The organism is Paenibacillus doosanensis (assembly GCF_025060755.1).
In the GTDB taxonomy this organism is placed as follows: Bacteria; Bacillota; Bacilli; order Paenibacillales; family NBRC-103111; genus Paenibacillus_S; species Paenibacillus_S doosanensis.
Window position 1 is genome coordinate 1 of record NZ_JANYUY010000051.1, and the last position, 26,998, is coordinate 26,998.

25 protein-coding genes and 1 pseudogene are annotated in these 26,998 nt (G+C 53.3%); 5 read left to right on the forward strand and 21 right to left on the reverse strand.

All coding sequences use genetic code 11. The features are described from left to right. Positions 1-114: 114 nt before the first annotated feature. From N0M98_RS27000 to N0M98_RS27010, 3 genes are all read right to left on the reverse strand, one after another. On the reverse strand, positions 115-1,005 hold the full coding sequence (locus N0M98_RS27000) for an ABC transporter ATP-binding protein (protein ID WP_259619687.1): 891 nt from the start codon (positions 1,003-1,005) through the stop codon (positions 115-117). Between the two features lie 225 nt (positions 1,006-1,230). Continuing rightward, entirely contained in the window at positions 1,231-2,091 is an 861-nt protein-coding gene (locus tag N0M98_RS27005; protein ID WP_259619688.1) for a hypothetical protein, read from the reverse strand. 235 nt (positions 2,092-2,326) lie between these two features. After that, on the reverse strand, positions 2,327-2,872 hold the full coding sequence (locus tag N0M98_RS27010) for an HD domain-containing protein (protein ID WP_259619689.1): 546 nt from the start codon (positions 2,870-2,872) through the stop codon (positions 2,327-2,329). Between the two features lie 142 nt (positions 2,873-3,014). Here N0M98_RS27010 and N0M98_RS27015 point away from each other — a divergent pair, with 142 nt between their 5' ends. Beyond that, positions 3,015-3,614: a histidine phosphatase family protein gene (locus N0M98_RS27015; RefSeq protein WP_259619690.1), complete on the forward strand. Its 600-nt coding sequence runs from the start codon at positions 3,015-3,017 to the stop codon at positions 3,612-3,614. 126 nt (positions 3,615-3,740) lie between these two features. Here N0M98_RS27015 and N0M98_RS27020 read toward each other — a convergent pair whose 3' ends face one another. The 10 genes from N0M98_RS27020 to N0M98_RS27065 form a co-directional block, all read right to left on the reverse strand. Further along, positions 3,741-4,670, reverse strand: coding sequence for a metallophosphoesterase family protein (locus N0M98_RS27020; RefSeq protein ID WP_259619691.1), 930 nt, complete (start codon positions 4,668-4,670; stop codon positions 3,741-3,743). A gap of 44 nt (positions 4,671-4,714) precedes the next feature. Beyond that, positions 4,715-5,605, reverse strand: coding sequence for a carbohydrate ABC transporter permease (locus tag N0M98_RS27025; protein ID WP_259619692.1), 891 nt, complete (start codon positions 5,603-5,605; stop codon positions 4,715-4,717). Between the two features lie 16 nt (positions 5,606-5,621). Then, positions 5,622-6,512 carry an ABC transporter permease gene (locus N0M98_RS27030; RefSeq protein WP_259619693.1) on the reverse strand — a complete coding sequence of 297 codons (891 nt, stop codon included), beginning with the start codon at positions 6,510-6,512 and terminating at the stop codon, positions 5,622-5,624. Between the two features lie 58 nt (positions 6,513-6,570). Continuing rightward, positions 6,571-8,259 carry an extracellular solute-binding protein gene (locus N0M98_RS27035; RefSeq protein ID WP_259619694.1) on the reverse strand — a complete coding sequence of 563 codons (1,689 nt, stop codon included), beginning with the start codon at positions 8,257-8,259 and terminating at the stop codon, positions 6,571-6,573. A 146-nt stretch (positions 8,260-8,405) separates the two neighbouring features. Next, positions 8,406-9,467: a helix-turn-helix domain-containing protein gene (locus N0M98_RS27040; protein ID WP_259619695.1), complete on the reverse strand. Its 1,062-nt coding sequence runs from the start codon at positions 9,465-9,467 to the stop codon at positions 8,406-8,408. Further along, positions 9,460-11,232: a sensor histidine kinase gene (locus tag N0M98_RS27045; protein ID WP_259619696.1), complete on the reverse strand. Its 1,773-nt coding sequence runs from the start codon at positions 11,230-11,232 to the stop codon at positions 9,460-9,462. Before N0M98_RS27045 ends, N0M98_RS27040 begins: the two co-directional genes overlap by 8 nt. A 291-nt stretch (positions 11,233-11,523) precedes the next feature. Next, positions 11,524-13,662, reverse strand: a complete 2,139-nt coding sequence (locus N0M98_RS27050) for a right-handed parallel beta-helix repeat-containing protein (RefSeq protein ID WP_259619697.1) — start codon at positions 13,660-13,662, stop codon at positions 11,524-11,526. A gap of 259 nt (positions 13,663-13,921) precedes the next feature. Continuing rightward, positions 13,922-15,589 carry a hypothetical protein gene (locus tag N0M98_RS27055; RefSeq protein ID WP_259619698.1) on the reverse strand — a complete coding sequence of 556 codons (1,668 nt, stop codon included), beginning with the start codon at positions 15,587-15,589 and terminating at the stop codon, positions 13,922-13,924. A gap of 164 nt (positions 15,590-15,753) precedes the next feature. Further along, a complete protein-coding gene (locus tag N0M98_RS27060; protein WP_259619699.1) occupies positions 15,754-15,888 on the reverse strand; it encodes an SRPBCC family protein in 135 nt (44 codons plus the stop codon). A gap of 187 nt (positions 15,889-16,075) precedes the next feature. Then, on the reverse strand, positions 16,076-17,257 hold the full coding sequence (locus N0M98_RS27065; RefSeq protein WP_259619700.1) for a MalY/PatB family protein: 1,182 nt from the start codon (positions 17,255-17,257) through the stop codon (positions 16,076-16,078). A gap of 224 nt (positions 17,258-17,481) precedes the next feature. On the opposite strand from N0M98_RS27065, the gene N0M98_RS27070 reads away from it, so the two are divergent. From N0M98_RS27070 to N0M98_RS27080, 3 genes are read left to right on the forward strand one after another with little or no spacing between them, the layout of a single operon-like run. Beyond that, the gene (locus N0M98_RS27070; RefSeq protein ID WP_259619701.1) at positions 17,482-18,141 is read left to right on the forward strand and encodes a bifunctional transcriptional activator/DNA repair enzyme AdaA; all 660 of its coding nucleotides are present in this window, start codon (positions 17,482-17,484) and stop codon (positions 18,139-18,141) included. Further along, entirely contained in the window at positions 18,125-18,685 is a 561-nt protein-coding gene (locus N0M98_RS27075) for a methylated-DNA--[protein]-cysteine S-methyltransferase (RefSeq protein ID WP_259619702.1), read from the forward strand. Before N0M98_RS27070 ends, N0M98_RS27075 begins: the two co-directional genes overlap by 17 nt. Further along, positions 18,666-19,379, forward strand: a complete 714-nt coding sequence (locus N0M98_RS27080; protein WP_259619703.1) for a 2OG-Fe(II) oxygenase — start codon at positions 18,666-18,668, stop codon at positions 19,377-19,379. Before N0M98_RS27075 ends, N0M98_RS27080 begins: the two co-directional genes overlap by 20 nt. Before the next feature lie 90 nt (positions 19,380-19,469). Here the strand turns inward: N0M98_RS27080 and N0M98_RS27085 are convergent, their stop codons facing one another. The 8 genes and pseudogenes from N0M98_RS27085 to N0M98_RS27120 form a co-directional block, all read right to left on the reverse strand. Continuing rightward, the gene (locus N0M98_RS27085; RefSeq protein WP_249863597.1) at positions 19,470-20,153 is read right to left on the reverse strand and encodes a DNA alkylation repair protein; all 684 of its coding nucleotides are present in this window, start codon (positions 20,151-20,153) and stop codon (positions 19,470-19,472) included. 10 nt (positions 20,154-20,163) lie between these two features. Next, positions 20,164-20,781 (reverse strand): DNA-3-methyladenine glycosylase family protein, encoded by a 618-nt coding sequence (locus N0M98_RS27090; protein WP_259619704.1) that lies wholly within the window; start codon positions 20,779-20,781, stop codon positions 20,164-20,166. Positions 20,782-21,244: 463 nt separating this feature from the next. Next, positions 21,245-22,012 carry a spermidine synthase gene (locus N0M98_RS27095; protein WP_249863599.1) on the reverse strand — a complete coding sequence of 256 codons (768 nt, stop codon included), beginning with the start codon at positions 22,010-22,012 and terminating at the stop codon, positions 21,245-21,247. Positions 22,013-22,123: 111 nt separating this feature from the next. Further along, on the reverse strand, positions 22,124-22,411 hold the full coding sequence (locus N0M98_RS27100; protein ID WP_259619705.1) for a DUF2277 domain-containing protein: 288 nt from the start codon (positions 22,409-22,411) through the stop codon (positions 22,124-22,126). Positions 22,412-22,717: 306 nt separating this feature from the next. Continuing rightward, positions 22,718-23,123, reverse strand: a pseudogene (locus tag N0M98_RS27105) (MFS transporter); the annotation flags it as partial. 145 nt (positions 23,124-23,268) lie between these two features. Next, entirely contained in the window at positions 23,269-23,709 is a 441-nt protein-coding gene (locus N0M98_RS27110) for a VOC family protein (protein ID WP_249863602.1), read from the reverse strand. Positions 23,710-23,846: 137 nt separating this feature from the next. Then, entirely contained in the window at positions 23,847-24,659 is an 813-nt protein-coding gene (locus N0M98_RS27115; RefSeq protein ID WP_249863603.1) for a helix-turn-helix domain-containing protein, read from the reverse strand. A gap of 288 nt (positions 24,660-24,947) precedes the next feature. Next, positions 24,948-25,925: an aldo/keto reductase gene (locus N0M98_RS27120; protein WP_259619707.1), complete on the reverse strand. Its 978-nt coding sequence runs from the start codon at positions 25,923-25,925 to the stop codon at positions 24,948-24,950. A gap of 241 nt (positions 25,926-26,166) precedes the next feature. Between N0M98_RS27120 and N0M98_RS27125 the strand changes: the two genes are divergently transcribed. After that, positions 26,167-26,952 (forward strand): arylamine N-acetyltransferase family protein, encoded by a 786-nt coding sequence (locus N0M98_RS27125; protein WP_259619708.1) that lies wholly within the window; start codon positions 26,167-26,169, stop codon positions 26,950-26,952. Positions 26,953-26,998 lie beyond the last annotated feature (46 nt).

Below are 26,998 nucleotides of genomic sequence, written 5' to 3' on the forward strand. Positions count from 1 at the left end.
CTGCTAGTCATGAACCTCGAAAAGAGACTCCGGGTTCTCTTTTTGCCTTTTTTGCAATGGCTCTGGTCGACCCTCTCATTCCGCTTACCCGTGATGCCGTAAATTGCGACCCGTTCAGCAAGCCCTAATTAGCGTGCCCACCGTGATCTTCCCTGAAGCCGTTACATATAGCCCGGAAATAATCAGCGCGAATTTGAAAGCGGTTCCCAAAAAAGAGGCCGTTTGGCTGCGCAGGTTGGCTTTGGCCATATATGCCAGCGTTCTTTCCTGCATCGGCTTGATGATGTCGAACCATCTTTTGCGTATGAAGGTATCCAACTCCAGCATTCGGTATTCCATGGCGATTTCGCTGTTAAACACCTGCGAGTAATAATATTCGGCCAATCTTTCGTTATTGCCTTCGTCAATCCAGCGCTTGTGGCCTTCGACCGCATTTTTGAAGCCCATCGCAAGCGATGCGGCAATAAGGATAACGGCCAAGAGAAACAAAATCCAAGATGTCGTTGCGGCAAGAACGAGCAGGCTCGCAAGGGCGACAGTTTCCCCCAGCAGCTTCAAAGCGTGGCTTAAAAAATAGGAGAGCCTCTTGATCGTAGGCGTCGTCATATCGATTTGCAGCGCCAGCTCGGCATCGTCAAACATACGCAGCGGAACCTTCCGCATCATGTCGCCAAGCTGCTTCTGCATGCCGACCGCATAACGGGTAAACAGCGTAAAATCGAAAATGCTCGGCAGCATGGCGTACAACGCGTTCAGAAAGAGAAAGGCGACGAGCACGCAAATCCACAGGCCAATCCGCCCAAAATCCCCCGATTGTGCCGCCCCCGCGGCAATCGTATCGATAATCCGTTTGGTTACGACCAAAAATAGCACGGGAAGCGCCGCCCCGGTCGTGCAAATCGCCGACCAATACAAAAGGTTGCGGCGGTCAATCTCCCAGGCCTTCCTAAAGGCCCACTTCAGTACAGCGAAATCGGCTTTAATTCGGCTCGCTACTTTTCCCATAGTCCTCTCCTTTTCATCGATCGTTCAGATAGTAGATTCTACCATAATTTAGCAGCCAAAATCTTTATTTTAATTGTCCGTTTTATTCCTATATTTCATTTTTTTTACTTGTGACAATAAAAAAAGCCACTTGCGGCTTATCAAGACCTAAATTTAAAAAACTCAGATTAAATAAAGGCAGTCGATCATCTTAGACCGACTGCCTTTCCATTAGTAACGATTCCGTTACACTGACTTCCAATATTCCCACGCTTTTAAGTAATCCTCCAAATCATGTGGATGGTGTCTTATACAGATCCCAATTCGACAATATAGCTGAAAGACTACTTCCTCAATTAACCTTGATCTTTCAATAGGTTCATGATGCAGCAAGTCAAATGCTACCATTAATGTTTCTAGGTTCAAATCGTCTGGAGAAGAGCAAAAAGCATAAGTGAAATCGTATAGCATAGGACCAATCATCGGTGATGGGTCAATTACACCAACCAATGAGCGTTCATAAAACACAAAATTATGTACACCAGTATCTCCATGCAGCAAATATCTTACTATTTGATCTTCATGTTTCGATATATTTTCAAATATTGATTCTACTCTATTGTAATCCTCAATGGATAAAAGGCTTCCCCAATCGTTTCTCGTATCCACCAAACTCCGGTAGTTCCACTCTCGCCAAGACTGAACCGGAGATCCTAGTCTTCCCCATTTGTCCGTTTGCACATATTTTTCGTAATTATTGAAAAGTTCTTTTACTAAGATTGTCAGCCAATTTATTTTTAATCCTCGATTATAATGAGTTGTGCATGTAATGTATGTATACACGATATACGCTTTAGCAGGATCAGTAAAGATAATTTCGGGAAAAAGTTTAAGATGTTGATAAGTTTCAAGAAATTGTTCGGTCAACGCAATTTGATGCGGACGGTCAATTTTCAGAACGTAATTTGCTTCGTCGCGCTCTGAAAGAAAATAAACAATACCATCAGTAGATCCGGTCTTATTATTGGTTGCAATAACATTATTATTAATAATGCCTTTTTCATAAAGAGTGTTGATGATGCTGGTAACATCTGCTTTTTCTAACATTATTCATTCCCCCTTAAACCTAACCTAGATGAAATGTAATTTTTACCAAATCATTCATTTAAATAATATAGTGGTTTTGAAGGGGATACAAGATAGTGTTTTGTTTTAGTCAACTATGCAACCGAAAAATAGAGGATATATGCTCATATACTGAACATAGACCCTCTTGTTATTGTACTACACAGCTCTTTTTCATTCATTTGACGCGCAAATCCGCTTAATCGACCGTACCCGATTACGCCGGCCGCAAACCTTCCCGCAGCTGAACGATAAAATCTTGGGCGAATTGCTGCATACCGGCATACACTTCCTGCGCCTCCGGCAAATAACACATCCCTTGACCGAGCACGTGGCGCTCGAAATAATCGAGCGTTTCTTCGAGGCTCTGCCCTCTCGCCGTTCCCGTGCACAACGATTTCACGATCAGATACGTGCGGCCGCCCTCAATCATATGAGCGTCGTGAAGCAGCTTGCCCTCCAGCGTCTCGGGGATTTCATCCTTCTGCGATTCCCAGGCTATTTTGACGATACGGTCGACGGCTTCCTGCGGCAAACCCTCGCTATGCAAATATTCTCGGATCAAGTCTTCGCGCAAATAAATAAAACCGTGAAAATAGCATCCGTACTCGATCCACTCGCTATCGGCCGCCATCTCCGGATAGAAAACCAGCAGCTTCCTGGCCGACTGCATCATCCGTTCAATATGGCTGATATCATGCATAATGTCTTTATGCTCGTAAAAAGGGCTGACAAATTCGGCAAGACGGTTCCGATCGATCATGTTCTCCCTCCATTCGCTTTGGGATAGGATACATATTTTTCCATGGGATGTCAATAGAAAAAAACGTTTACAGCGGAGCGAATGCTTGGTAACCTATTCATACAGTTTATGGAAAATAAAGCATGGAAAGGAACCCGCTGTCATGAGCACACAGTTCTACCTGGTTAGACACGGCATAAAGGAAAAAGGAATTCATGACGTCGCCCTCGCTCCCGAAGGGGTGCGGCAAGCACGGAAGACGGGCAGTTATTTGCGCGCCAAGCCGATCCGTAAAATCGTCAGCAGCCCGCTGCTGAGGGCCAAGCAAACCGCGCAGCTGATAGCGGAAGCGGTCGGGGCGCCTGTGACGGAAAATATTCGGCTTCGGGAACGGGCTAATTGGGGGGACCTGCCCGGGCAAACCTTCGAACAGTTCGTGGAGATGTGGGAACGCTGCACGAGGGATAGAGATTTTATCCCGCCGGTCGGCGACTCGGCGAGGAAAGCCGGTGAACGTATGGCTTCCTGCCTGCAAGAGCTCGCCGCCGAACACCCTCAGGAAAGCTTGATCATCGTAACGCACGGCGGGCTGATTACCGATTTCCTCGTCAACGTATTTATGGAGGAACAATTGAATGAACGGCATCCGGACTTTGTTAATGAACAAAGCCAATTGATCCCGGAATGCTCCATAACGAATGTGGTCTATCAAGACGGGATATTCCACTTCGCTCGGCTTGCCGATGTCGCTCATTTGCTGTAATCGTGCAAGTTCGACCACACCCTCGGTCAAATGTCCACATCCACTGACCGTTTAGCGAAGCGCGTTCGCACCGCGCATATTCTCCCTGCACGCGGTGCGGCGCTGTATGCCGGCGGTCAGCCCACGTCAATAAAGAAGCGTCCGATCCGATATGCGGGCCGTCACGACATGGCCCCCCGCATGATTGCGGTGACCGCAGGCAACCGGGTCCGGCCCCACGAAGCCCGCTCCTCTCCCCTCGATCGTCAGCTTCCCCGGCTCCAGCGTAACGATGGCGTATAACGCCTCTTCATACGGCGCGGTGCTGGCGAGCAGAGGATAAGCTTCGCACACCTCCTGCGAATAGCGGGTCGCTGCGTACGATTTTCCCATATAGAAGTAAGACATGCTGTTGATATGCACGAAATAGATGTCGTCGATCACCTTGACGCCGTCCAGATGGTTGTGGCCGTTCAAGCAGGCAATCACTTTGCGGAAGCCCGCCTTGGCGTTAGCCTCCCGCAAAATCGAGCGCAGCTCGTCGCTGTTCTTGATGCCGTAATTGAAATCGTTGAACGGCGACTCCAGATTATGATGGCTGAACAGCACCGTCGGTTTATTCGTGGCGGCTAGGTCCTCTCTCAGCCAGTCGAGCTGCTCCGGGGTCAGATTGCTGATCGCCTCGGGATGCTGATGGTAATTGCCGTGCTCATAGCCGACATACCGGCCGTCCAGCAGCAAGTAGTTGGCGTCCAGCACGACGAAATGATAACCGCCGCTGTCGAAGGAATAATAATTCCGTTCCATCCCGAGAAACTCCATGATCGCCCGCTTGTCGCAGCGGTCCATATCGTGATTTCCGAGCACATGATATTTCGCTCCCGGAAACCGTTCCCACGTGGCGACGAACGGTTTATTTTCCGGAACGGGGAAACAGAAGTCGCCCAGTTGAATAATAAAATCGACCTTCTCCTCCGTCATCCGTTCGATAAACCGGTTCAGCCGCTCTTCGGCGCGGTACATAAAATCTTGATGAACGTCGGCCATTACGCCGAACCGGATCTTTAAACTCGTCATATTGCGAAACCCTTCTCTCCATTGAATTTAAGGCGGCAAACGCTTTATTCTTTGACCGAGCCGAGCACGATCCCGTGAATGAAATACCGCTGCAGGAACGGGTAAATGAGCAGAATCGGAATCATGCTGACCATCACCTTCGCCGAATTCAGACCCTGATCGGAGGTTTGCATGATCGTCTTCAGCATCTCCGGATCGATATTGTCCAGTTGGGCCGGCTGCAGCAGAAAGGTGTTAATATACGTTTGCAGAGGCATATTATGGGGATTGTGAATCAACACCAGCCCGTCGAAAAAAGCGTTCCAATGCCCGACGACGCTGAGCAGCGTGACCGTCGCAATCGCCGGAAGGCCGAGCGGAACGTACAACCGGACCAGCGTATTCCAAGGTCCCGCCCCGTCGATCATCGCCGCTTCGTCCAGCTCCTTGGGCAAATTGCGGTAAAAGTTCATCAGCAAGATGACATTGAACACCGGCACCGCGCCCGGCAGCACGAGCGCCCAGATCGTATCGATCAAGCCGACGGCGCGGACCGTAAGATACCAGGGGATTAAGCCGCCGCTGAACAGCATCGCGATCACGAGCGCCCACATGTAAATATTTCGCCCTTTAAATCGCTGCGGCGTACGGGATAAAGGGAACGCCATCAATAAAGTCAGCACGAATTGAATCGAGCCGCCGAGCAGTACCCGCTTCAGCGAAACGCCGAACGAGACAAAAAATTGCTTGTCGCTCATCAGCGTCTTGTAGTTAGCCAAGCTGAACTGGACGGGGAATACCGTGACGCGTCCCGCGGAAACCGCCGCTTTATCGCTTAAAGAGACGGATACGGAGTTGAGAATCGGAAATAAGGACAGAAAGGCAATCGACAGCAAAACAATCAGAATGACGGCATTGACCGCGACAGCGCCGATCCCTTTACCGTATGTTGTCACCTCTATACACGACCTTTCAGAAAATACGGTAATTGGCAAAGCGTGAAGCCAGCGTATAGGAAAACACGATCAGAAAGAAGCTGATCACCGACTTCAGCAGGCCGACCGCGCTGGCGATCCCGTACTGGGAATGCAGCAGGCCGACGCGGTACACGTAAGTATCGATCACATCGCCCGAAGCATAAACGAGCGGATTGTACAGATTCAATATTTGGTCGAAGCCTGCGCTCAGCACCTTCTCCAGCGACAATGTAGCGAGCAAAATAATCGTTGCGGCGATGCCGGGCAAAGTGACATGCAGCAGCTTATGCCAACGGTTCGCTCCGTCAATCTCCGCCGCCTCGTACAGCGAAGGATTAATCGCGGTCAGCGCCGCGAGATACACGATGGCGGAAAAGCCGAAATCCCTCCATACGTCGCTGCCGACCAGCACATAAGGGAACCAGTCGTTGCTGCCGAGAAACAGGATCGGCTCGTAGCCAAGCAGCGCAATCGCTTGGTTCACGATGCCGCGCAGCGACAAAAGCTGCGTCAGGATGACCGACAAGATGACCCAGGACATAAAATGCGGCAAATAGACGATCGTCTGAATCCATCGCTTGAGGCCGCGCAGCTTCAGCTCGTTCAGCAGCAAAGCGAAGGCGAGCGGAACGATCAGATGAGCCGCTATTTTCAACACGGAAATAAACACGGTGTTATAGAAAATGATCTTGCTGTCCGAAATCTGAAACATATACTGGATATTGTCGAGCCCGACCCAGGGCGATCCCCAAATCCCCTTGGCGGGGAGAAATTTCTTGAAGGCGATGACCGCCCCCAGCATCGGGTAATAATGAAAGACGGCAAGCAGCAGCATCCCGGGCAACAGCATGAGATGGTAGTGCAGCTGGATCTTTTTGCTTTCCATACTCTCGTTCCTTTCTTCGAGGCGACTGAAGAAGCGGGAGGACGTACGGCCCTGCCGCTTATTTCATCCGGTCGACCTCCGCTTGAACTTCTTTGGTGACGTCGCCGCCGCCCTGCTTCTTCCACTCCGATACGAACGTATCGAAATAATCAAGCGGCTTATCCCCGACAATAATTCGCAGGAACGATTCGTCCTCCAGTTTGGACAAATTCGTCCATTTCATTTCCATAGACTTCGTAATTCCGTAAAATTCGCTGTATACCTCGGTATTAATCGGATTAAGCACGCTTTTTCCGCCGTTGAACTGGTACAAAATATACGCCCAATCCGAAGGAGACGCCTTCAGGGCACCCATTCCCTTCTGATATTGATCGAACAGCTTCATATCCGATTCGGGCAGCTCTTCTCTCTTCAGCTTGCCGCTCGCTGCGTCCTGCAATCGCTGAAAGCGGTCGTACACGGTCGATTTCACGCGGAAGGTTCGCTGGATCGGCCGGACCTGCCAGTTGGTGCCGGGACTTTCGCTGTACACTTTGGGGTAGCCGGGCGCCATATTATCCATATCCGTAAACCAGTTGATCAATTTAATAATCGCCTCCGGGTGCTGAGCCCCTTTCTTGACGACCATAATCCGGCCCATCGGGTTCGGCTGGCGGTTATACCATTTGCCGTCCGGGGCAGCCAGGATGAACGAATCCCATTCGGCCTTCGGATCGTTTTTGACCGAATCCGCGAGCGACTTGGCCGGAGCCCATGTGTACCCGGTAGAAATGCCCGCCTTGCCGGCGCTTATATCTTTGGCCACCTGATCCGGCTTAATCGTCCCGAACTCTTTGTCGATAAGTCCCGCCGCATACCAATCCCGGAGCTTGCCGAGCGCCTGCTTCGTCTCCGGCAAAGTGGAACCGTATACAATTTTTCCGTTCGCATCTTTCACCCATATTTTAGGAAACGACTTGAAGGCGGTGAAAATTCCGTCGAACGAATTGTAGTTGGTCGTACCTGTGACGAAGGTTGACGTCCCCTGCAGACCGTATGTGTCTTTCTTGCCGTTGCCGTCGGGGTCCTGCTCGATAAACGCGCGCGCCACCTTTTCCAAATCATCCGTCGTAATGACCTTGGGCAGCTCGATGCCCACCTTCTTCAGCCAATCCGTACGAATCCAGACGATGTTATCGTTATCATGCGCGGGCACGGTGGACGGGATGCCGTACAGCTTGTCTTTATAAGTGACTTTCTTGACGAAGTCGGGGCCGAAGCCGGAGATTACATTTTTCAGCAGCGGCGACGCATAGTCTTCATACGCCTTCGTCAAATCCTCCACCATATCCGATTCCACGAGCAGGTTAAAATCGCTTTCGGATACGAACAGAAAATCCGGAATATCGTTGCTGGAGACGAGCAAGCTCACCTTCTGATCGTAGCCGGATTGCGGCGCTTCGAACGCGTGATTGATTTTGATGTTAAACTTCTCCTCGATCATTTGGGTATAGCGGTTATCCGTCAGCGTATCTTTGCTGCCCTCGGGCCACTTGTTCTCCGCCGGCGTGTAATAGCCGAGATTAACCGTCACCGGTTCGCTGTACTTGCCATACGGATCTGGCTTCTCCCCCGCGTCGCCCGTCTGCGGCTGAGAGACATCGGCCTCCCCGCCGCTGCAGCCCGATACGGTAAGCGCTAATAGCGTAACGATGGGAACCAGCGTTTTCGTCATGCGTGTCATGCGCTGGAATGGAAATTTGCTCACTTGTGCAACCCCCTGTGATTAGTAGTTTTCGCTTCTGCTTTATTGTATAGGACGGCCGCCCGGGAGCGAGAGACACGGCTGCTGCCGGCACAGTAGAAAAAAGATATTTTTTCGCGAACCGTTTTCCCCGTCCGGCGGCACATTCCTCACACATGGCGGCTGCGGTATTCCGAAGGGAGCATGCCGGTCTTCTCGCGGAACTGTCTGCTGAAATACCTGTGGTCCAAGTATCCGCACTCTTCGGCGATATCCGCGATCGGCTTGGACGACTGCAGCAGCAGGTTCATCGCCCGCGCCAAGCGCAGCTCCTTCATATAATCCTGGTACGAAATTCCGAGCAAATCCTTGAAGCATTTGCTGAAATACCCGCGGCTCAGCTTCAATTTGTAAGCCATTTCATTTTGCGTCAGGTAGAAATCGCGCAGCTTCGCCGATTCGGCCGCCTCCAGAATGCGCAGCACGACGTCCTCCGGGTAAGAAGATACGTGAAACAGGTGCCGGACGTGACCGCGAAATTCGGAAATGAACGCCCGCCATGCCGGCCAGCTGTCGACGGCCTCCGCTTTGGTCAGCCATTCATGCAAAAACTGCGAATGAAGCATCCGATTCCATTCCACCAGCAAATAGTGCATGACGTTATGCAGCTTGGAGAGCGGCGGATTCATCTCCTCCATCCGGTCGCATAAAGCATCGAACTGCGCATCCTTGAGCACCCAATAGAGCGGCAGCCACTCGTCGATCTGCGCCTGCAGCCGCTCCTCGTCCCGCTCCGACCACTCCGTCCTGACGGTTGGCAGCGGATTCAGTCCGCCTCTCGGCGCCTCGCTCAAATCGCGGATGCGCATCGTAATGCGCCGCAGCGCTTCCTGCATCTGGTCATTTTCCAGCTCGGTCTTCACGATGTAATCAATCGCTCCCAGACGCAGCGCTTCTTGAATATATTTGAAATCCTCGTGACAGGTCAGCACGGCCATATGCACATGCGGATAACGCCCGCGCACCTCCTGCATCAGATCGAAGCCGTTCATAACCGGCATAGCCAAATCGGTGATCAGCAAATCTACCGGCTCCCGCTCCATCCATTCCAGCGCCTTCCTGCCGTTGCTCGCTTCCCCGACGACCGTCACCTCGAACGCGGCCCAGTCCATCGTGGAAATAAACCCTTTGCGCACAAAATATTCGTCATCGACAACAAGCGCTCTAATCATCGCTATGTTCCTCCCTCTTCCACGGCAGCCGAAAATACATCGTCGTCCCGCCCTCTTCGGAGCTGGCCGTCTGCAGCTTCGCTTCGTCGCCGAAATAAGCCTTCAGCATCGTATTGACATAATTCAGCCCGATGCCCATGCCGACTTTATCCCGCTCCGGTATGTCGTTCTTGAGCAGCTTCTCGATGTCCCGCTCCCCGATCCCCGCTCCTTGATCCATCACCTGAACCAGCAGACCGCCGCCCGTTTCCGTCGTAATTCGCAGCTCGATCGTGCTTCGCTCCTCCGTCAAACCGTAATACAGCGCGTTCTCAATGAGCGGCTGAAGCAAAAAACGCGGCACCTTCACCTGCAGCGCCTCCGGAACGGCATGAACGTTCAAGGCGAATTCGCATTGATAGCGCATTTGCTGCAACGTAATGTAATCCTGCAAGGCACTGATTTCCAGCTGAAGCGGCACCAGGCCTCCGTCCTTGCCCAAGTTGTAGCGCAGGAGCCGGATAAAAATCGAAAGAAACTGCACGATTTCCTCCTGACGGTTTGCCTTGGCGATCCATTGCACCGTATTAAGCGTATTGTACAAAAAATGCGGATTGATCTGGGCGACGACCTTCTCCACTTCCAAATGCCGTTTGTCTTCCTCGTTCCGCTTCAGCTCGCTTAGCAGCATCCATATTTTGGAACGCATCTCCTGGAACTGCTCCATCAATACGTCCAGCTCCACGACCTGCGTCTTGGCGATGGGCCGCCGGGAGCCTTTTTCGTCCTGAACGCCGTTATCCCCGAACTGTCTGATCTCGCGGTTCAGCCGATGCAAGGAATAATAAAACTTTCTCCATATCGAAGCTCCTGCCGCCAGGCTGAACAAGAGCGATACCGCGGCGATCGCAAGCCAGGCGACGCTCCAGTTGCGGATTTCTTTGCGCAGCACCTGTTTCTGGACGACCGCGTACAGGTACCACTCCTGGCCCTCGCTGTATTCCCGGAAAAAGTAATCGTCCCCGATCACTTCGTAGCCGTCCGTCCGGCTGACATTCCCGGCCATCCGCCGTCCTGGCGGAAAGCGCTCTTCATCCTGGCTGAACACGACAGTTCCTTGAGCGTCCGTAATCACCTGCAGCACCTGAACGCCGTATTGGCGCTCGTTCAGCACCTGATCGTATAATTTGGAATTCGTTTCCACATAAATATTTTGCGGGGAGCGCTTGGGAATGTTGAGGGGCCGGGAAACCGAGAACACCGTTCCTTTCGTATTGGAGAACGATTCATGCGGCGGGTGGTACACGACCCCTTTGGACTGCGTCAGCGGTTCGAGCCCTCCCGTCCCGATCCCGGCTTCCACCGGCTGGTTCATATAAAAAATATCGTTCGTCTGGGCATCGTAAATGTAAAACAGCCCTGTATCGGGGTTCGTAAAGCTAACCTGCTGCAAATAGTCGAATATGCGCTGACTGAGCACGTACCTTTCGGCGGGGTCATCGGATTGAAACAACAGCTGCACATCCCGCGTCGCTAGCTGCTGGGAGACGTAATTCAGGTTATCGTAAGTTTTCTCCATATTCATTCTTACTTGGTGGAGCGTGCTCTGAACGCCGTTGGCCGTCTTATTGTCGAGGATCAAATAAATGACGTAATAGGATAAGGCTCCGATCAGCAGTATGGGCAGGATCGAGCTCATCATGAGACCGGCGAGCAAGCTTGTTTTTAAGGAGCGGGGCTTGGCGGAGCTTCTTCGAAAACGAAACCATGCATAGGACAGGCGCATACGTGTCCAACCTCTCTTCTCTGATCTTCCCTTTGAATTCGCGAGCCTTCCCTTATAATCCTGTTCCTGCCCGGCAAATCGGCCGGGGGTGGGCTGATCGGGCTTCCTATGCAAAAACCGCCTCATCCGCCGAAGCGGCAGTGAGACGGTCGAAGGGTCGAAGCTATGACAGGATAAGAGCCGGAGCTTGGCAGACATTTGGAATTCCCAGAAGAAATGCCCGCGTATCCGCCGTCTTCCGGATTCTCCGGGCGAGCCGATGACAGCAATGAATTCCAAATCCGGAAGGTGCTATATTAGTTTCACCGCTTGCAGCGCACCGCTATTGTCGACGCTAAGCTGATAGCACGAGCCGTCCGGCGCATATAAGCGGAACCGGTCGCCGGAGCCGGGCGAGCCGTTCATATAGGCCTGCTCGGCGCCGGCCAGCACGTTGTTGAAGGTTTCCACCTCGCCGCAATTGGAGGCAATCTCCAAGCCGTAGCGGTTTTGCGCCCCTTGGGACGGCATCCGTACGGCATTGTCGTGAACGGAGCCGCGAACGGCGGCATTCTCCAGCTTGATCCCCGCATACAGTCCGGCTCCGGCGACGCCGGCCGAATCGATCCTGTTGCCCGCAATCTCGAAGCCGTCCGTCTCGGTGACGTAAATGCCGTGCTTGCCGAGCCGCTTCAGCATATTGCCGCGGATCGCGTAATTGCCGCCTTTAGCCAGCCAAATTCCCTCGTAGTCGGTTTCCTCGATCTGGTTGTCGATAGCCATCAAATCGAATGTATTCTCGGCATAAATTCCTCTGCGGGTTCGCTCCACCTGATTGCCGACTACCTGGACGCTGCGGCTGCGGGTAATCAAAATCGATGTCTTGGCCGGCGCCGCATCCGTAATCAGGTTGCGCGCAATGATCGTATGCTCCGCCTTGACATCCCCGGAGCCCGTGCAGGAGATGCCCTCGTACTGGGTCGTGCCGACAATGATATTGTCCGCGATCAGCGCCCGCGAGCCGGTCTGCGGCGTGCCGTGCTGCACTCCGTCCCGGTCCTTCGTGGATTCCGTATTCGCTCCGGGCGCATTGACGACCACGCCGCCGCCGCAGCCGTACATCGCATTGCCCCTGACGAGGCAATCGTTGAATTTAAACAGCCGGACAGCCCAATAGCCGAGCCGGTCGAACGTATTATCGACGATTTTAATATTGCGCGTCCACACATCGTGAATCGCCGAATGATTCCCGACCCCGCCGCCCCAAGCCGTCGTTCCCGGAGTGCCGCTGGCTCCGAAATAACAGCCGCGGACCGTCACATTGTCGCTGGGAGTCCCGTCGTACTTGCCGTACCAAGGAAAAGCCGACCCGGTCGGAATATCGATTTGGACCGCTTCCGCATAATTGCGGGAGCCGTCAGGGGCATTGAGAAAGCCGACCAGCCGGCAGTGCTCGATCAGCACCTCGCTGCTCGAATTGATCTCAATCGCATGTCCCCACGATATGTCCTTGATCGTCGTATTCCTGATCGTGACATGCCGGGCATGGGCGATATTCAGCCCCGCGAACGAGTCGGGATACTGCTCGACATTTCCGTCCCAGGTTCCGCCCTCGATCACGATATTCCCGTGCCCGCCGTAGCCTTCGTACTGCGCTCCCTGATCTCCGTTGAACAGAAAGCTGTTGTCATGGCAACGTTTCACGACGGCGTTATGCTCCAGCTCAAGCCGCGTATGGTTGTATATCCGCAGCGAATCCGTCACTTTATATACGCCGCTCATCAGGTAGACGTTGACGCCGCCCGTTAGTTTGGCAAGCGACAGCGCCGCTTGGATCGCCGGGGTATCGTCCGCCGTCCCGTCGCCCTTGGCTCCCCACCACTGCGGATACAGCCGCGTGCCGCGCATGGAGCCGGCGACGCTTCCTTGTCCGGCGAAGATGGCGTTCGGACCGGCGCATATCCGGGCGTCGATCGTCACCTGAACGCCCGCGTCGGGGACAAGGCATGCCCCGTTATCGAATCTTAAGTCGAGCGTCGAAGCGAAGGCAATGCCTGAGCCGATCCGGTAGCTGCCCTTGGAAAAATATAACGTAGCCCTTTCCCCGTCCCGCAGCCGGCCTAACAGCCGGAGCAGCGCGGGAGCGTCATCCGTCTGCCCGTCCCCCTTAGCCCCGCCATCCTTCGCATGGAGCCACACGACCCGGGTCCCCGCCGGTCCGTTGCTGCCGCCGCCGTACACGCTGTTAGTTACCGTGGCGTCATCGGCAGCGGCATAAGCGCTTGCTTGACCCGCACTCAGCAAATATTTGGACGCTAGCGCGACTCCTGTCATCCCCATCGCCGTCAGCAGTTTGCGCCGGGTGATAGCCCGCTTGGGGATGGGATGGTTCCGTTCCCCATGCTTATGCTCTTCCTCATGAGAATGCTTGCTCCCCTGTTCGATCGTCATCGCCTCCCCGAAACCTTCATGCTCCCATTGTAACGGACTTCGGCGGACAAGCGTGAGCTAACGATGCTGTCGGGAATGTAGAAAAATGTTGTTGATGCATGAATGCCCCTGCTGGAACGCTAAATACTTTTATTCCATAAGCAATGCCGGATGTAAAAATACGCAGGCAAAACAGCGAAGCCCACAAGTAACAGCAGTTGAACAATCATCTTTCTTTCTCCCTTCTGTAAAAAACTATTTCGACTGTAAGTTTTTCGCATCACATATCCGGCAAAAGCGTAAACACAACGGGTTCGCCGCTAACCGCTCGCATCTCTTCCTGCGACATCACCTTCATGTTGTCCTGTTCTCCCAAGCGATACGCTGCCGGCGCAGGAATGATCCGCGCCGCATACTTGCCGGGGGCGGCGGGTTGTCCGCTGCGGTCCTTCTGATCCCATTCGATATCGATCGTCTCGTTGTCCGTTCGATTGGGGAGCGGCGCCGAGAGGGCCGGCAGCTTGCGGCTCCAGACGACCTCCTGCTGCTCGGGCCGGAGAACCGCTTGCTCCGGATCGCCGTTCAGCCTTACAATCTGAACCTGCAGCTGCAGCGGCACCGGCCACGATAATACCTGCTCCGAGGTGTTCCGCAAGCTCAAGCGCAAGGGCACCGCTTCCTCCGGCTCGAAGCTGTACAGGTAGGTAGATCTGGTCAGTGTCAGATCAAACGGCTCTCCATGCATCCCGCCGTTCGCGCCCTGCCGGTAGTATGTCCAGCTGCCGACCAGCGAACGGTCGGATGGATTGACCGGCTGCGGGACCCATAGATCGCCGTCCATCCCGCGAAATAAATACCAGTCCAACTGATCGTCGCCGGACCATTTGGCGATACTTTGCACTTCCTGCGGTGCATAATAGCCCTTATTATGAACAATGCCGCCCGTCCCCGGGTAGCGGTAAACGGCCGTATCCCCGGTCAAGCGCAGCGTTACGTTCGCAGGCTCCGTCCCGAGCGGACGCCGCTGCAGCGACAGCTGCGGATTGATCCATACCGTATCCGCAGTGCCGTTCTTGACCTCGAACCAGCCTCCGTAGCTCGCCGAAGCTTCCAATACGGTTCCGGGTTCGAACCATACGACGGAATCGTCCGTCTCAGGCGCCCGGTAGCCGTAGCCTCCTGTCGGCAGCGTCAGCGACTGACTCTCCTTCCGAATCCCGATCTTCTCCTCGCTCGGTAAAACCCAGCGGGGCCCTTGGTCCGTACGAATCCGGTACCAGACGATCTCGCTATGCCGGTAACCGCTCATCCCGGTACGCCACTCGGCCAATACATGAACGATCTGGGGAGAGAGGGTCATCGGCGCTGTTTGCAAATAAGGAATTTCGTACAGCTGCTCCTGCCGGGTGAGCAGCATATCGTAATTGGCCGGATCTTCCTTAATATTTTCCAGAAGCAGCGGGCGGTACAGCCACTTAGGCGTTCCTGCGGCCGTGTCGATACGGTACCAGTCGTTGTCGATTTTGCCGGTAATATGTATCTCTTGCGGAGCTATCGGTTCGGAAGCATCCCCGCTCGCATAAGGGGCGGGGTACATCGCTTGCACTCTTAACGTATGCGCCTTCACATCCACGGATTTGACTTCACCTTCTATGACCGCACTGGACTGCGGTATCCATTGTTCACCTAACCAGGTGTCCACCTTATACCAGTTGCCCGTACTTTCATGGGCCGTCTCTTTGACCCGCAGCGTCTGTACACCTCCGAGCATTCCGGCCGGAGCCGCTTCCTCCGCCTCCCTATAAAACGGGGTATCGCGGACGATAGTCAGCAGCGGCTGCTCCGGAGTCTCCTCCGCACGCGCAACCGCCATGCTCGTACTTTCATATATTCCCGATACGGCTATCAGCGCGCACACGGTTATTGCCAATCTTCTACATGGGTTCATGGATCTGCTCCTTTCCGCTACTCTTAGACGATCGCTCCTCCCCAAAAGTTTCTTCGATTTCCAATTTAATAGCAAAAAGACCCGTACATAATCCGCATGGATCACGAACGAGCCTTTGCAGCTGCGCCGACGGACTTAACCTGCGGCGCCGCATCGGCTTTCGGTCATTCGGCCAGCTTGGCCAGCACCGCCTCCAGCCGGTCGAGATTTTGTTCATTCGCTTGAATCGCGAACGCTTTGACCTGCCGATATACGGCTTTCGCGCGGCGCTTGCAAAATACGGGTATTGACGAATTCATGCTCTCCCGCTGCGGTGCCCATTTGATCATCCGTTTTAGAAGACGACCGCTGACGCTTTTCCAGATTCAAATGGCCCCTTCCTTCTTTTTTCGCCGGGCTTCGAGCTGCCTGCGGAAATCTTGCCGTTTTTTTGAAAGTAAACTTCACAGCAAGCAGTCACCCTACAGTCCCGCTTCTCCCGTACTCCTACTTCGATTCTACCGTTTGCGCCGCCCGGCAGAAACGTTCCAACGCTTCATGCAGAAAGGAACGCGGGCAAGCGTAGTTGATTCTGACGAAGCCTTCCCCTGCGCTCCCGTACTGGGACCCTTCATTAAAGGCCACCTTCGCTTGGCGAAACATCAGCTCCTTGATTTGCCGCACATCCGTCGTCAGTCCGCGGCAGTCGACCCACAAGAGGTACGTGCCGTCAGGCCGGTGCGTCTTCACCTGCGGCAAATGCTCGCTCAAGTAATCGATGGCGTAATCTCTGTTCGCCTCCAAGTACGCAAGCAGCTCATCAAGCCAAGCTTCCCCTTCGTTGTAAGCGGCAATGACGGCATTGGCGTTGAAATATGGCGTCATGTTGAGAGCCAGCGTCCTAAGGCGGCGATCGAACGCTTTCTTCATCTCGCTGTTGGCGGTAACGGCGAACGACGTATGCAGACCGGCCAAATTGAACGTTTTGGTTGCGGCAAGAGCGGTCATCGTCCGCTGCGCCAACTCCTCCGACAAGGAAGCGAACGGAATATGCCGATGCCCCGACATGACAAGATCGCAATGGATTTCGTCGGAAATGACCGTGACCCCGTAACGGATGCATAGCTCGCCAAGTCTTTCCAATTCTTCCCGCTCCCATACCCGGCCGCCCGGATTATGCGGACTGCACAGCAGCATCAGCTTCGCTCCGCGCTGCATTTCCTGCTCAAGCTGGTCGTAATTCATTATGTACCGGCCGTCTCGCTCGATCAGCGGACTATCCGCCACTTCTCTGCCGTTCATGCGAATGACGTCGAAGAAAGGCGCGTATACCGGAGATTGCAGAAGGACCCGGTCGCCGAGGGAGCTGAACAGCTCCACAGCCAGGCTCAGCGTCGTAACGACGCCGGGCGCATCGCTTAACCATTCGGGCTTCAGCTGCCAGTCGTGCCTTCTTGCGAACCAGCTCACGATGGCGGCGTTGTACGCTTCCGGCTGTATCGAATATCCGTAAGTGCCGTGCAGCGCCCTTTGGACTAAAGCTTCTTTAACCGCGGGAGGGCTCTCGAAGTCCATATCGGCAACCCACAGCGGCAGCACATCGTCCGCGCCGAACAATCGCTCCGATTGATCCCATTTGTACGAATTCGTCTGCTTTCTATTCAACATGCGATCAAAATCATATTTCATGAATGATCCTCCTTTTGAACCGTTCCGGTCATGAAATGGAAAAGAATAACGTCTCTCTATACTATAACCACCTGCGCGGACATGCAAGCATCCGCCCATTCACCGCCTACAATTCCAGGGCATCTCGCGCGGTGACCGTTTATTTCGCGATCTTGCTCTTCCATTGCGAAAACCGTACAAACGATCCCCTTAGAGGTTATACTGTTTATGGAGGTGACGTTGCTATGGAGAAACCGAACAAACCCGGAGGGCTTGAAGGAAGCCCGGCCGCCGGGATAGCCGCAAGTACAATCGAAACCGGCAGCATACCGGACGAACTATGGGAAGCGGCCGTCAATAATGACGCTTCTTACGACGGCCAATTTTTTTATGCGGTCAAAACAACCGGCATCTTTTGCCGCCCTTCCTGCAAATCGCGGCCTCCCAAGAAAGAAAACATCCGCTTTTTCCGTACCGCCGACGAAGCGTTATCTGCCAAGTTTCGTCCGTGCAAGCGTTGCAAGCCTACCGGAGAACGACTTCCCGACGACGAGTGGATAGCCGCCGTAACCGAATATATCGACCGCAGCTTTACGGAAGCGTTGTCGCTCGATCATCTTGCCGGCATCAGTCACGGCAGCCCTTATCATCTTCACCGGACCTTCAAAAAGGTAAAAGGCGTAACCCCTGTAGAATATATCCACCAAAAACGTGTGGAACTGGCCAAGCAGCTGTTGCTTGCAACGGATAAACCCATCGGCGAGATCGGCATGGATGTAGGAATATCCAATACGCCGTATTTTATCACCTTATTTAAAAAGAAAACCGGCCGAACCCCGGCGAGTTACCGCCAGCGGTATTCGGATCATCGCAAGGAGGCTACCGAACATGGAAAACAAGATTGACCGGACGCTTTATTGGACTGTTATCGCGCATCAAGACTGGTGCCTGCATATTGCAGCCACCTCGAAAGGACTGTGCTACGTAGGCTCGCCCAATCAGCCTTTGGAACAAATAACGAAGTGGGCCGCCATTCGCCTGCCCGATTACAGCTTGGTCAAAGACGACGCGGCAATGCAGCCTTATGCAGAAGAACTGAGCGCATTTATGCAAGGAACGCGGCAAGCCTTCACGGTGCCGGTCGATTGCCGCGGAACCGAATTTCAAACGTCCGTGTGGGAAGCGCTGCGCGGCATTCCGTACGGACAGACGCGGTCGTACTACGACATTGCCTTGCAGATCGATCGCCCCGCCGCCGTCCGCGCCGTCGGAGCCGCTATCGGCGCCAATCCGGTGCTGATCACCGTACCTTGCCACAGAGTTATCGGGAAAAACGGCGCTTTGACAGGCTACCGCGGCGGTATGGAAATGAAAACGAAGCTGCTTGAGCTGGAGCGATCGCAGTTGCTTGCCGAAGGAGGACTCCCGCATGCATCCCCCTCTGCCTGAACGAATTGCCGGCCTCAACTGGGGCGTTTTGCAGCATTCGTTAAACGAGGACGGTTATGCCAAGCTTCCCGCTCTTCTGCATGAAGACGAATGCCGTGAAATCATCGGCACCTATGACGACGACAGCTATTTTCGCGGCACCGTTTCCATGGCCAGGTACCGTTTTGGAATCGGGGAGTACCGTTATTTCGCAGCTCCTCTCCCGGTCATGCTGCAGCAGCTGCGCGAAGGGCTGTACCCTGCCTTGGCCGGGGCCGCCAATCAATGGCAGGAACGATTAGGCCAGCCTCCCGTTTATCCTTCGGCTCTGGCGGATTTTTCCGATCATTGCCGCGCCCACGGACAGACTCGCGCAACCCCGCTCATCCTCAAATATGAAACAGGGGGTCATAACTGCCTGCATCAAGATTTGTACGGGAAGGTGCATTTTCCTTTTCAGGTCGTTTTCGCTCTGAACCGGCAAGGAGCAGATTACACCGGCGGGCAGTTTCTGCTTGTGGAACAGCGGCCCCGTGCGCAAAGCCGCGGTCATGTCATTACACTGGAGCAGGGCGAAGGGCTCATCTTCCCGACCCGTCATCGTCCGGTTCCCGGGGCGCGCGGATATTACCGAACGATGCTTCGCCATGGCGTAGCTACGGTTACGTCCGGCCTAAGGTATAGTCTGGGCATACTGTTTCACGATGCGGAATAACCGAACAGCCTACCCGCGGCGGTGTCCATGGATAGGCTGTTTCGTTTCGTTATGTTGACCAAGCTTCGCCTAACCCTCCGCAGCCTTCGCCTATTTGCGCTTCAAGCTGCGTATCCACTGCTTCGTCTCACGCTCAATCCGAAGGGACTCGGTTATTTTTTGCAGCGCTTTATTGTAAGTAAAATCATCCAACGAATTGTTGAGCAGGTAGCCCTCCGTCAGCGCAGGCTGCTTGATATAAGCTATGGAGACCGCCCATGCAACCGCCATTTTGGCATAATAGCCGTCATGCCGCACTTGATCGAGCAATAACAGCACTTCGGGAAGATAGCGCTCTTCCATAAAATAATTTAGCAGCATGACAACCCCGAACCGGATCTCATACTCGCTGCGCATCAGCACATAAGGCCGTACCCACTCCCATACTTCATGCTTATCGGCTTGTTGGAGCTTAAGACCGGAGCAGAAGCTGTCGCATACGGACCAATTGTTTATTTTGGGTACAAATCTCGCTATGTAAGATTGAATTTCTTGAAATTCGGCTTTCACATAACCGATCGTCATCCCTTGCAGCATCACTTCTTCAAAATAAGTATCGTCCGCCTGCTCCAGATAAGTACGCCAATCCCCTTTGGCCAGTTGCTTCGCCAGTATACGCAGCGCCGGCAGACGCACTCCGAGGATATGCTCTACATTCGGAAGCAGCGAAGCCGAGAAGCGGCGGTAATCTTCCTCCGCCAATTCCAGTAACCGTTCCCTTACCGATCCTTCCAAAGCTTCCCTCCTATTCAAAAGAAAGTTCCCACAAATAAATAGATGCTACAGAACCCAGCGGAGAATAAACGGCACGGTATCGGTCGAACTGCGCTTTGGTCAGCTCGTCCAAGCCATACAGCTTCTTCATCCCGCGCCGGATCGCTATATCTCCCCAACTGACAATGTCGCGGCGTTCCATGCAATGGATGAGCATCATTTCGGCTGTCCACATGCCTATCCCGTGCAAAGCCGTTAATTTGCGTATCACTTCATTGTCCGGCAAATGATAAAGCTCGTCCAAATTCAACGCTCCGGACGCGACGGTCTCGGCGATCGTATGTATGCAAACCGCCTTCTTCATCGTTATCCCGCATCGTTGAATGTCGTCCGCCGTCAGCATGGCGAGAGCTTGCGGAGTGATTTCATCCCATTGATCTTGCATTCGTTCCCAGACCGTCTGCGCCGATTTGGCGGAAATAAGCTGGGCGACGATCGCATGAACAAGAGCGGGGAATAATTCGGGAATAACGACCCGCCGCACTTTCCCCATTCTGAACATGGCTGCCCCAAGCTTCTCGTCCACGCCGGCCAAATACTGGACATCTTCACTGCTGTAGCTAAAATATTTCGTCGCAACCGGTGCCACACGACTCTCCCCCTTTACAACCATCATAACCCGCACCGGACTAAAAAGTAATCCTATGCGAACATAAAGGCAAGATTGCGAAAGGTCCCTTGACTAAACTTTGGACCGCACTTTAAAAGAGTGGTGAAAAAGTCCGCTGCGGCGTCCATTTGATCCTCCAATCGCTGTTGAAAACGGATTCTTAGGATTGTTTTTTTGTTTTCTGTGGAGAGAATCCATTTTCAAAGGCGAACGCTTACGCTTTTCCAGATTCAAATGGCCCCTCCGCTCTTTTTTCACCAGGCTTTTAAAAGTCCGGTGAAAAAGTCCGCTGCGGCGTCCATTTGATCCTCCAATCGCTGTTGAAAACGGATTCTTCGGATTATTTTTTCGTTTTTCTGTGGAGAGAATCCGTTTTCAAAGGCGAACGCTGCGCTTCTCCAGCTTCTAATGCCCCTCCGCTCGTTTTTCACCACACTTTAACTTATCCCGCGTTTGAATCCTTGGCCGTCCGCCTGTCCAACACCATATACCCTTCTTCCAATTCGATCTCCGCAAAGCCGGCCATTTCTTCCGGCTGAAAGCCCAAGCTTGCGCTGCTGCCCGTTACAATTAAATTGCAGACGTCGTTTTCATTGTCTCCGCGTAGAAAAAATACCCGCGTATACGTGTACACTTTCCGAAGGGTTGAATGAATCGCATTGACCCGTCTGTCATTGCGGATTTTCCCCGCCAAATTAATCATAACGGCGCCCCGGTCGCTCAGCTTTCGCTTGGTCAGCTCAAAAAACTCCAGCGTCGTCAAATGATGCGGCGTCCCGCTTTTCGTAAAGGCGTCCAAAATAATATAATCCAGCGCCGGAACCGGCGTTTCCGCCAACAATTGCCGTCCGTCGCCGATCATGGCATGATCCGCCCGATATCCGAAATACTTTCTGCTGATATCAACGACCTTCTCATCGATTTCGGCAACGGTAAACCGCTTGTCCGGAAAATGCCCGGCAATCGTTCCGATTCCATGACCGATCATAAATACGTCCTCGAACGACGAATTATTATATTCCATTAAATGGATGATAGCACGAGGGTATTCCAGAACAATTCTCTCAGGGCGCTTAAGGTCCATCGCTCCCTGAATCGCATCACCGGAAAACTGCAGCACCCGATATTTGCCCTTCTCCCCGTACAATTGACTGCACTCGTATACCGTTATCTCGTTATATGGACTAACTTCCTTCGCTATAAGATGCAATAGACCAGGCTCCTTCCCAAATCTGTTAAACCGAATCGTGCCGTCGGCATAACAATCAGTTTATCATATTCGGCGGTTATACCTGCTCATAAAATGCATCCGGCTGCGCCGTCACGAATTGGCCTTGTTCGCGGTTCCGAATCGTTTGGCCGATCTTGCGCGCGCTCTTTCGATTTCAACCTCCCGATTGCGAGGCTCCGAATTCGTAACCAGGGACTCTAGCAGCTTCGCCGCAGCTTGGGTTACCTCCCGGACAGCCTGGTTGAACGCCTCTTCATTGGATTTGGACGGCTGTTGAAACCCGGATATTTTCCGGACAAATTGAAGGGCGGCAGCCTGAATCTCGTCTTCGGTCGCGGGCGGCTCAAAATTATACAATGTTTTTATATTCAGGCACATAGCTTCTTGTTCTCTCCTAACATAACATCGATTGGCAAATCGGCGGGCGAAGGCTCGGGGGCCGCGGATTTATTATTGCTATCTTGAATCTCCAGCCATACATAAAACCGTGATCGATAGGGTCAGGGCCCTCCCGCTTAATGCGACGATACTCTCCGCTGATCCAGCTCCGCTTCAGGCGGAACGGATAATTTCAGGAAAAAGGAAATGAGCCACGCATTCCCATAATCTGAACGGCGGCATCGTCCTTAGTTCCCGGCGCATGTTCGATATATAGTCTTGAACGATTCGTCATCACCGTAACCAGCAGTGCCGTCCCGACCGCGCCGGCCACCTGCTGTATCGTGCTGACGACAGCCGTGCCATGCGGATATAAAGCAGGCGGCAATTCATTCAACGCATTGGTCATCACCGGCATCATCAGCATGGATATTCCAAGCATTAATAATGTGTTTAGAATCATGATCATCCCGTAAGAAGTATGCAGCGTAATAAACGCGAATTGCCACAACGTATTGGCGACTAGAGCCAGTCCGATGACGGCGAGCCATTTGGCGCCGAACTTATCGAACAAGCGTCCCGTAATCGGAGACATAATTCCCATCACGATCCCGCCGGGCAGCATGACAAGCCCCGCCTCCAGCGGGCTGTAACCGAGCGCATTTTGCAAAAAAATCGGCAGCAGCATCATCGCAGAGAACATGGCCATCATGACGATCATCACGACAACGAAGCTGCTCCTGCTTCCAAATGTCCCTTCATACCGTTTCTCTTTACCCGACTCCACATTCCTGCTCCTCTCTTCATCTCATACCGCAATCAAGTACATTCTATCATGCGGCATGATCAGAGATTTCTTATCGATTGCCGTCTTTAGAGCGAGGAAAGTCAAGTCGACCAAGATTCAACTGCCACGATACGCCGTACTTGTCTTGAAGCCATCCGTATTTGGGACTGAACGGCATCGCCTCCAGCGGCATCAGCACGGCGCCGCCTTCGGATAAGCGCGCAAAGGCCCGGTCGATCTCCTCTTCCGTATCGCAAGTGACGTACAGCGAGATAGCCGGCGTAAACGTGAACGCATGCTCCACGTTGCTGTCAATGCACATAAACGGCTGCCCTTTCAACGTAAAAGAAGCATGCATCACCGTTCCTTCCGTTCCCGCTTCATTCGCTCCGTAGCGGATAATGGAAACGATTTCCGAATTTTCAAACAGGGAAGTGTAAACATTCATTGCCTCTTCGGCTTGTCCGGAAAACATTAAAAAGGTGGACACCTTGGTCTTTTCGTCAGTCACTTTATTTACCTCCTTAAGGGTTTAGAATTAATGTTCGGCTCTTCCTTATACGGAAAAGCTGGCGGCGAAGCGATGTAGCGAATAAGCCCTCCTCTCACATCGAATCATTTCACTGTCGTTCGGCATTTCATAGGCGCTCAAACTTCTAGCCGATTGCCGCTGCGGCGGACCCTTTTCAAAAAGTTATTCATCAGCAGAGGCAAAGAAATCAATATCGGAGGATCGTCCGGGCGAGGGAGACGGAGCATGACTTGTTGACGCGGGACGGGAACGTACGGCTGGACGACGATCGGGTGCTTGGATCGGGTGCGCAGCGTTGCCTGCGGGAGCAAAAAGTCCATCGCCCGCATCTCCCATGAGACGGAGGTAGCCAGCAAATAATAGGTGCCCGGCTTCACTCCCGTAAAACTAAATTCGCCCGTCCCGGCGGAAGAAACCAGCGTTCCGTGTATCGGGAAACCTTCGGGGATCGGCTTCGCGAACAGGCCTACCAGAACGACGCCGTCGAAAGGAACTTCCGAGCGGATGACCCCCTCCACCCTTCCGTGCTGGTGAATGAACCGATGCCCGTCGTGCCAATGGGCAAGACTCCGCAACGTGTGCAGATGGCTGTCCGCTTGAATGGTGGAATTGCGGAACTGCGACGGCGTCATGCCCACGCGTTCGGTAAATCGGGTAGTGAACGTGCCCAGACTTTGCTGACCGATCTCAAGACCGATATCCCGTATGCTCCAATTCGTTCTCAGCAGCAAATCCTTCGCCTTCTGCAGCCGAAGCGCCGAAACGTAATATAGCGGCGGCAGGCCGGTTTTTTCCTTAAACACGCGCGTGAAATGATAAGGGCTGTAAGCCACGTAAGCGGCTAAACGGGAAAGCGGGAGCGGTTCGTCGATATGATGATGAATATAGGCTATCACCTCGTCGATTTCAGTATACCTTTCAGTTACCATAGAAATCTTCCTTTCCGTCACTATATCGAGGGTTGCCAGTCCGGAATCGGTTTATACTTTCTACGCGGCCAAATAACGCGACATTCCGATCAATTAAAGAACAAATGTTCTTATTCAGTTTACCACAATCTTTCTTTTTTTGGAATCTTTATAGCCCGATTTCTTATTAGAAAAATTTCCTTACTCTACTCCCGAAGCAATCGAGCCGGTTCGGCGCCATAAAAAAAGCTCCCTGCAAAATCCCGATACAAGCGGGACTCTGTAAGAAGCTTTCCTTGAATTACATCATTACGGCATTCTCTTACCCCTCGAACTAACGTACAGCGAGTACCATTCTTCCCGTGTCAGCTCAATCCGGGCCGCCTCGCCGCAGGCGCGAATGCGCTCGGGATTGCTGGTACCGATGACCGGCTGGATTCGTGCGGGATGACGCATCAGCCAAGAGAGAACAATCGCTTCGCGCGTCGTCGACTTCTCTTCCGCCAATTGCCGGACGAGGGCGGCCGTCTGCTTCACCGCATCCGGTTGACCTTCGAGGTCTTTGCCGCTGAACAAGCCTTTGGCAAGCGGGCTCCACGCTTGAATCTGTATGTTCTCCATCTGGCAGAACTCCATCGTACCGTCCGGGAACGAAACCTCCGTGCCGGCCTTCTGGTTCTGGTGGATGCCGTTATCGAGCCAGTCGAGCTTGAGAAGGCTCATTTCCAGCTGATTGGCGATAAGCGGCTCCTGAATGCTCGCCTGCAGAAAACGGATCTGTGCGGCGCTCATATTGGATACGCCGAACGCTTTTACTTTGCCGGACTGCTTCAATCGTCCGAATGCTTCCGCCACTTCCTCCGGCTCCATGAGCGGGTCCGGGCGGTGCAGCAGTAAAATATCGAGGCTTTCAATGCCCAGTCTTTTCAAAATACCGTCCACACTGGAAGCGATATGCTCCTTGGAGAAATCGAATCTTCCCGGTACCCGCGGGCTTTCTTCAAAGCGAATGCCGCATTTGGACTGAATCACGATCCGGTCCCGCAGCTCCGGCCGCTCCTTCAATACTTGACCGAACGCCAGCTCGGCGTTGCCGCGGGCGTAAATGTCCGCATGGTCGAACATCGTTATGCCTGCGGATAATGCCGCATCGACGGCTTCATGGGCCTGCTTGACATGCTCCGATGTGATCGGGCTGCCGCTCCATCCGCCCCCTAACCCCATACATCCCAGGACGAGTTGACTCGTCTCAAATCCCCGCCGCTGCAGCGGAATGCTCTTCTTCATCGCTCATTCTCCTTCCGGTCCGCTCTTTGCAAGAGCATTCTCCGTAGTTCCAATCTCATGTTGATTATAGCGGACAAACGCTTTCTTGAAAATGACGCAACTTAGGTATACCTAATTACGTTAGGGTAACCTTGGCGGGCGGAGCTTGCTTGCGGCCGCGGCGGCAGGTCTATTCCGGAGCCCCGTTATGATACAATAAAATAGATCTCATTAACGGTCATATGAAAGGAGCCGGCGACTTATGATTAAACAGCGTAACGGTTTAAAGCCCGAAATTCGGCGCTATTTGGAACGAATCCAATATGACGGCCCGCTTGACGGCAGCGTCGCGGTCTTGGAGCGTCTCCAGGAATGCCACCTTCATACCGTGCCTTACGAGAATTTCGACATCATCCGCCGAAAACCGCTTTCACTCGAAATACCTCGGCTGCTGGAGAAGATCGTCAATCGCAAACGCGGAGGGTACTGCTTTGAACTCAATGCTCTTTTCGGCTGGCTGCTGCGGGAGCTCGGTTATCCGGTGACCGATTTCATGGCACGCTTCTGGCGCGACGAACCGAATCCTCCTCCCAAGCGGCGGCATCAGGTGCTCAAGGTCGAGGCCGAAGGGCAATCGTACTTATGCGACGTAGGCGTGGGCGGCATTGTACCCCGCCGTCCGATCCGTATGACAGAAAGGCTCGTTCACGAGCAAGGCGACGAGACATACCGTCTGGAGAAAGATCCTTATTACGGCTGGGTGCTTTGCGAATTGAGACACGGCGAGTGGCGCTGGCTTTATTCTTTTACCGAAGAGCCGCAGCTGCCCAAAGATTTTATAATGGCGACCTATTGGTGCGAGAACTCTGCCGACTCCATTTTCACCTTGCAGCCCATGGCGGCGATCCGCACGAATGAAGGCCGCCGGACGCTGGCGGGCCAAGAATTCAGAGTATTCACCGCAGACGGGGTGCATACGATGACTCCGCAAACCGAGGAAGAATATCAATCGGCGCTGCGCTCCTGTTTCGGCATCCGATTGGACTAATCCGAAAAATCGAACAAACTCGTAGCGGCAAATAGCCCCAATCTCG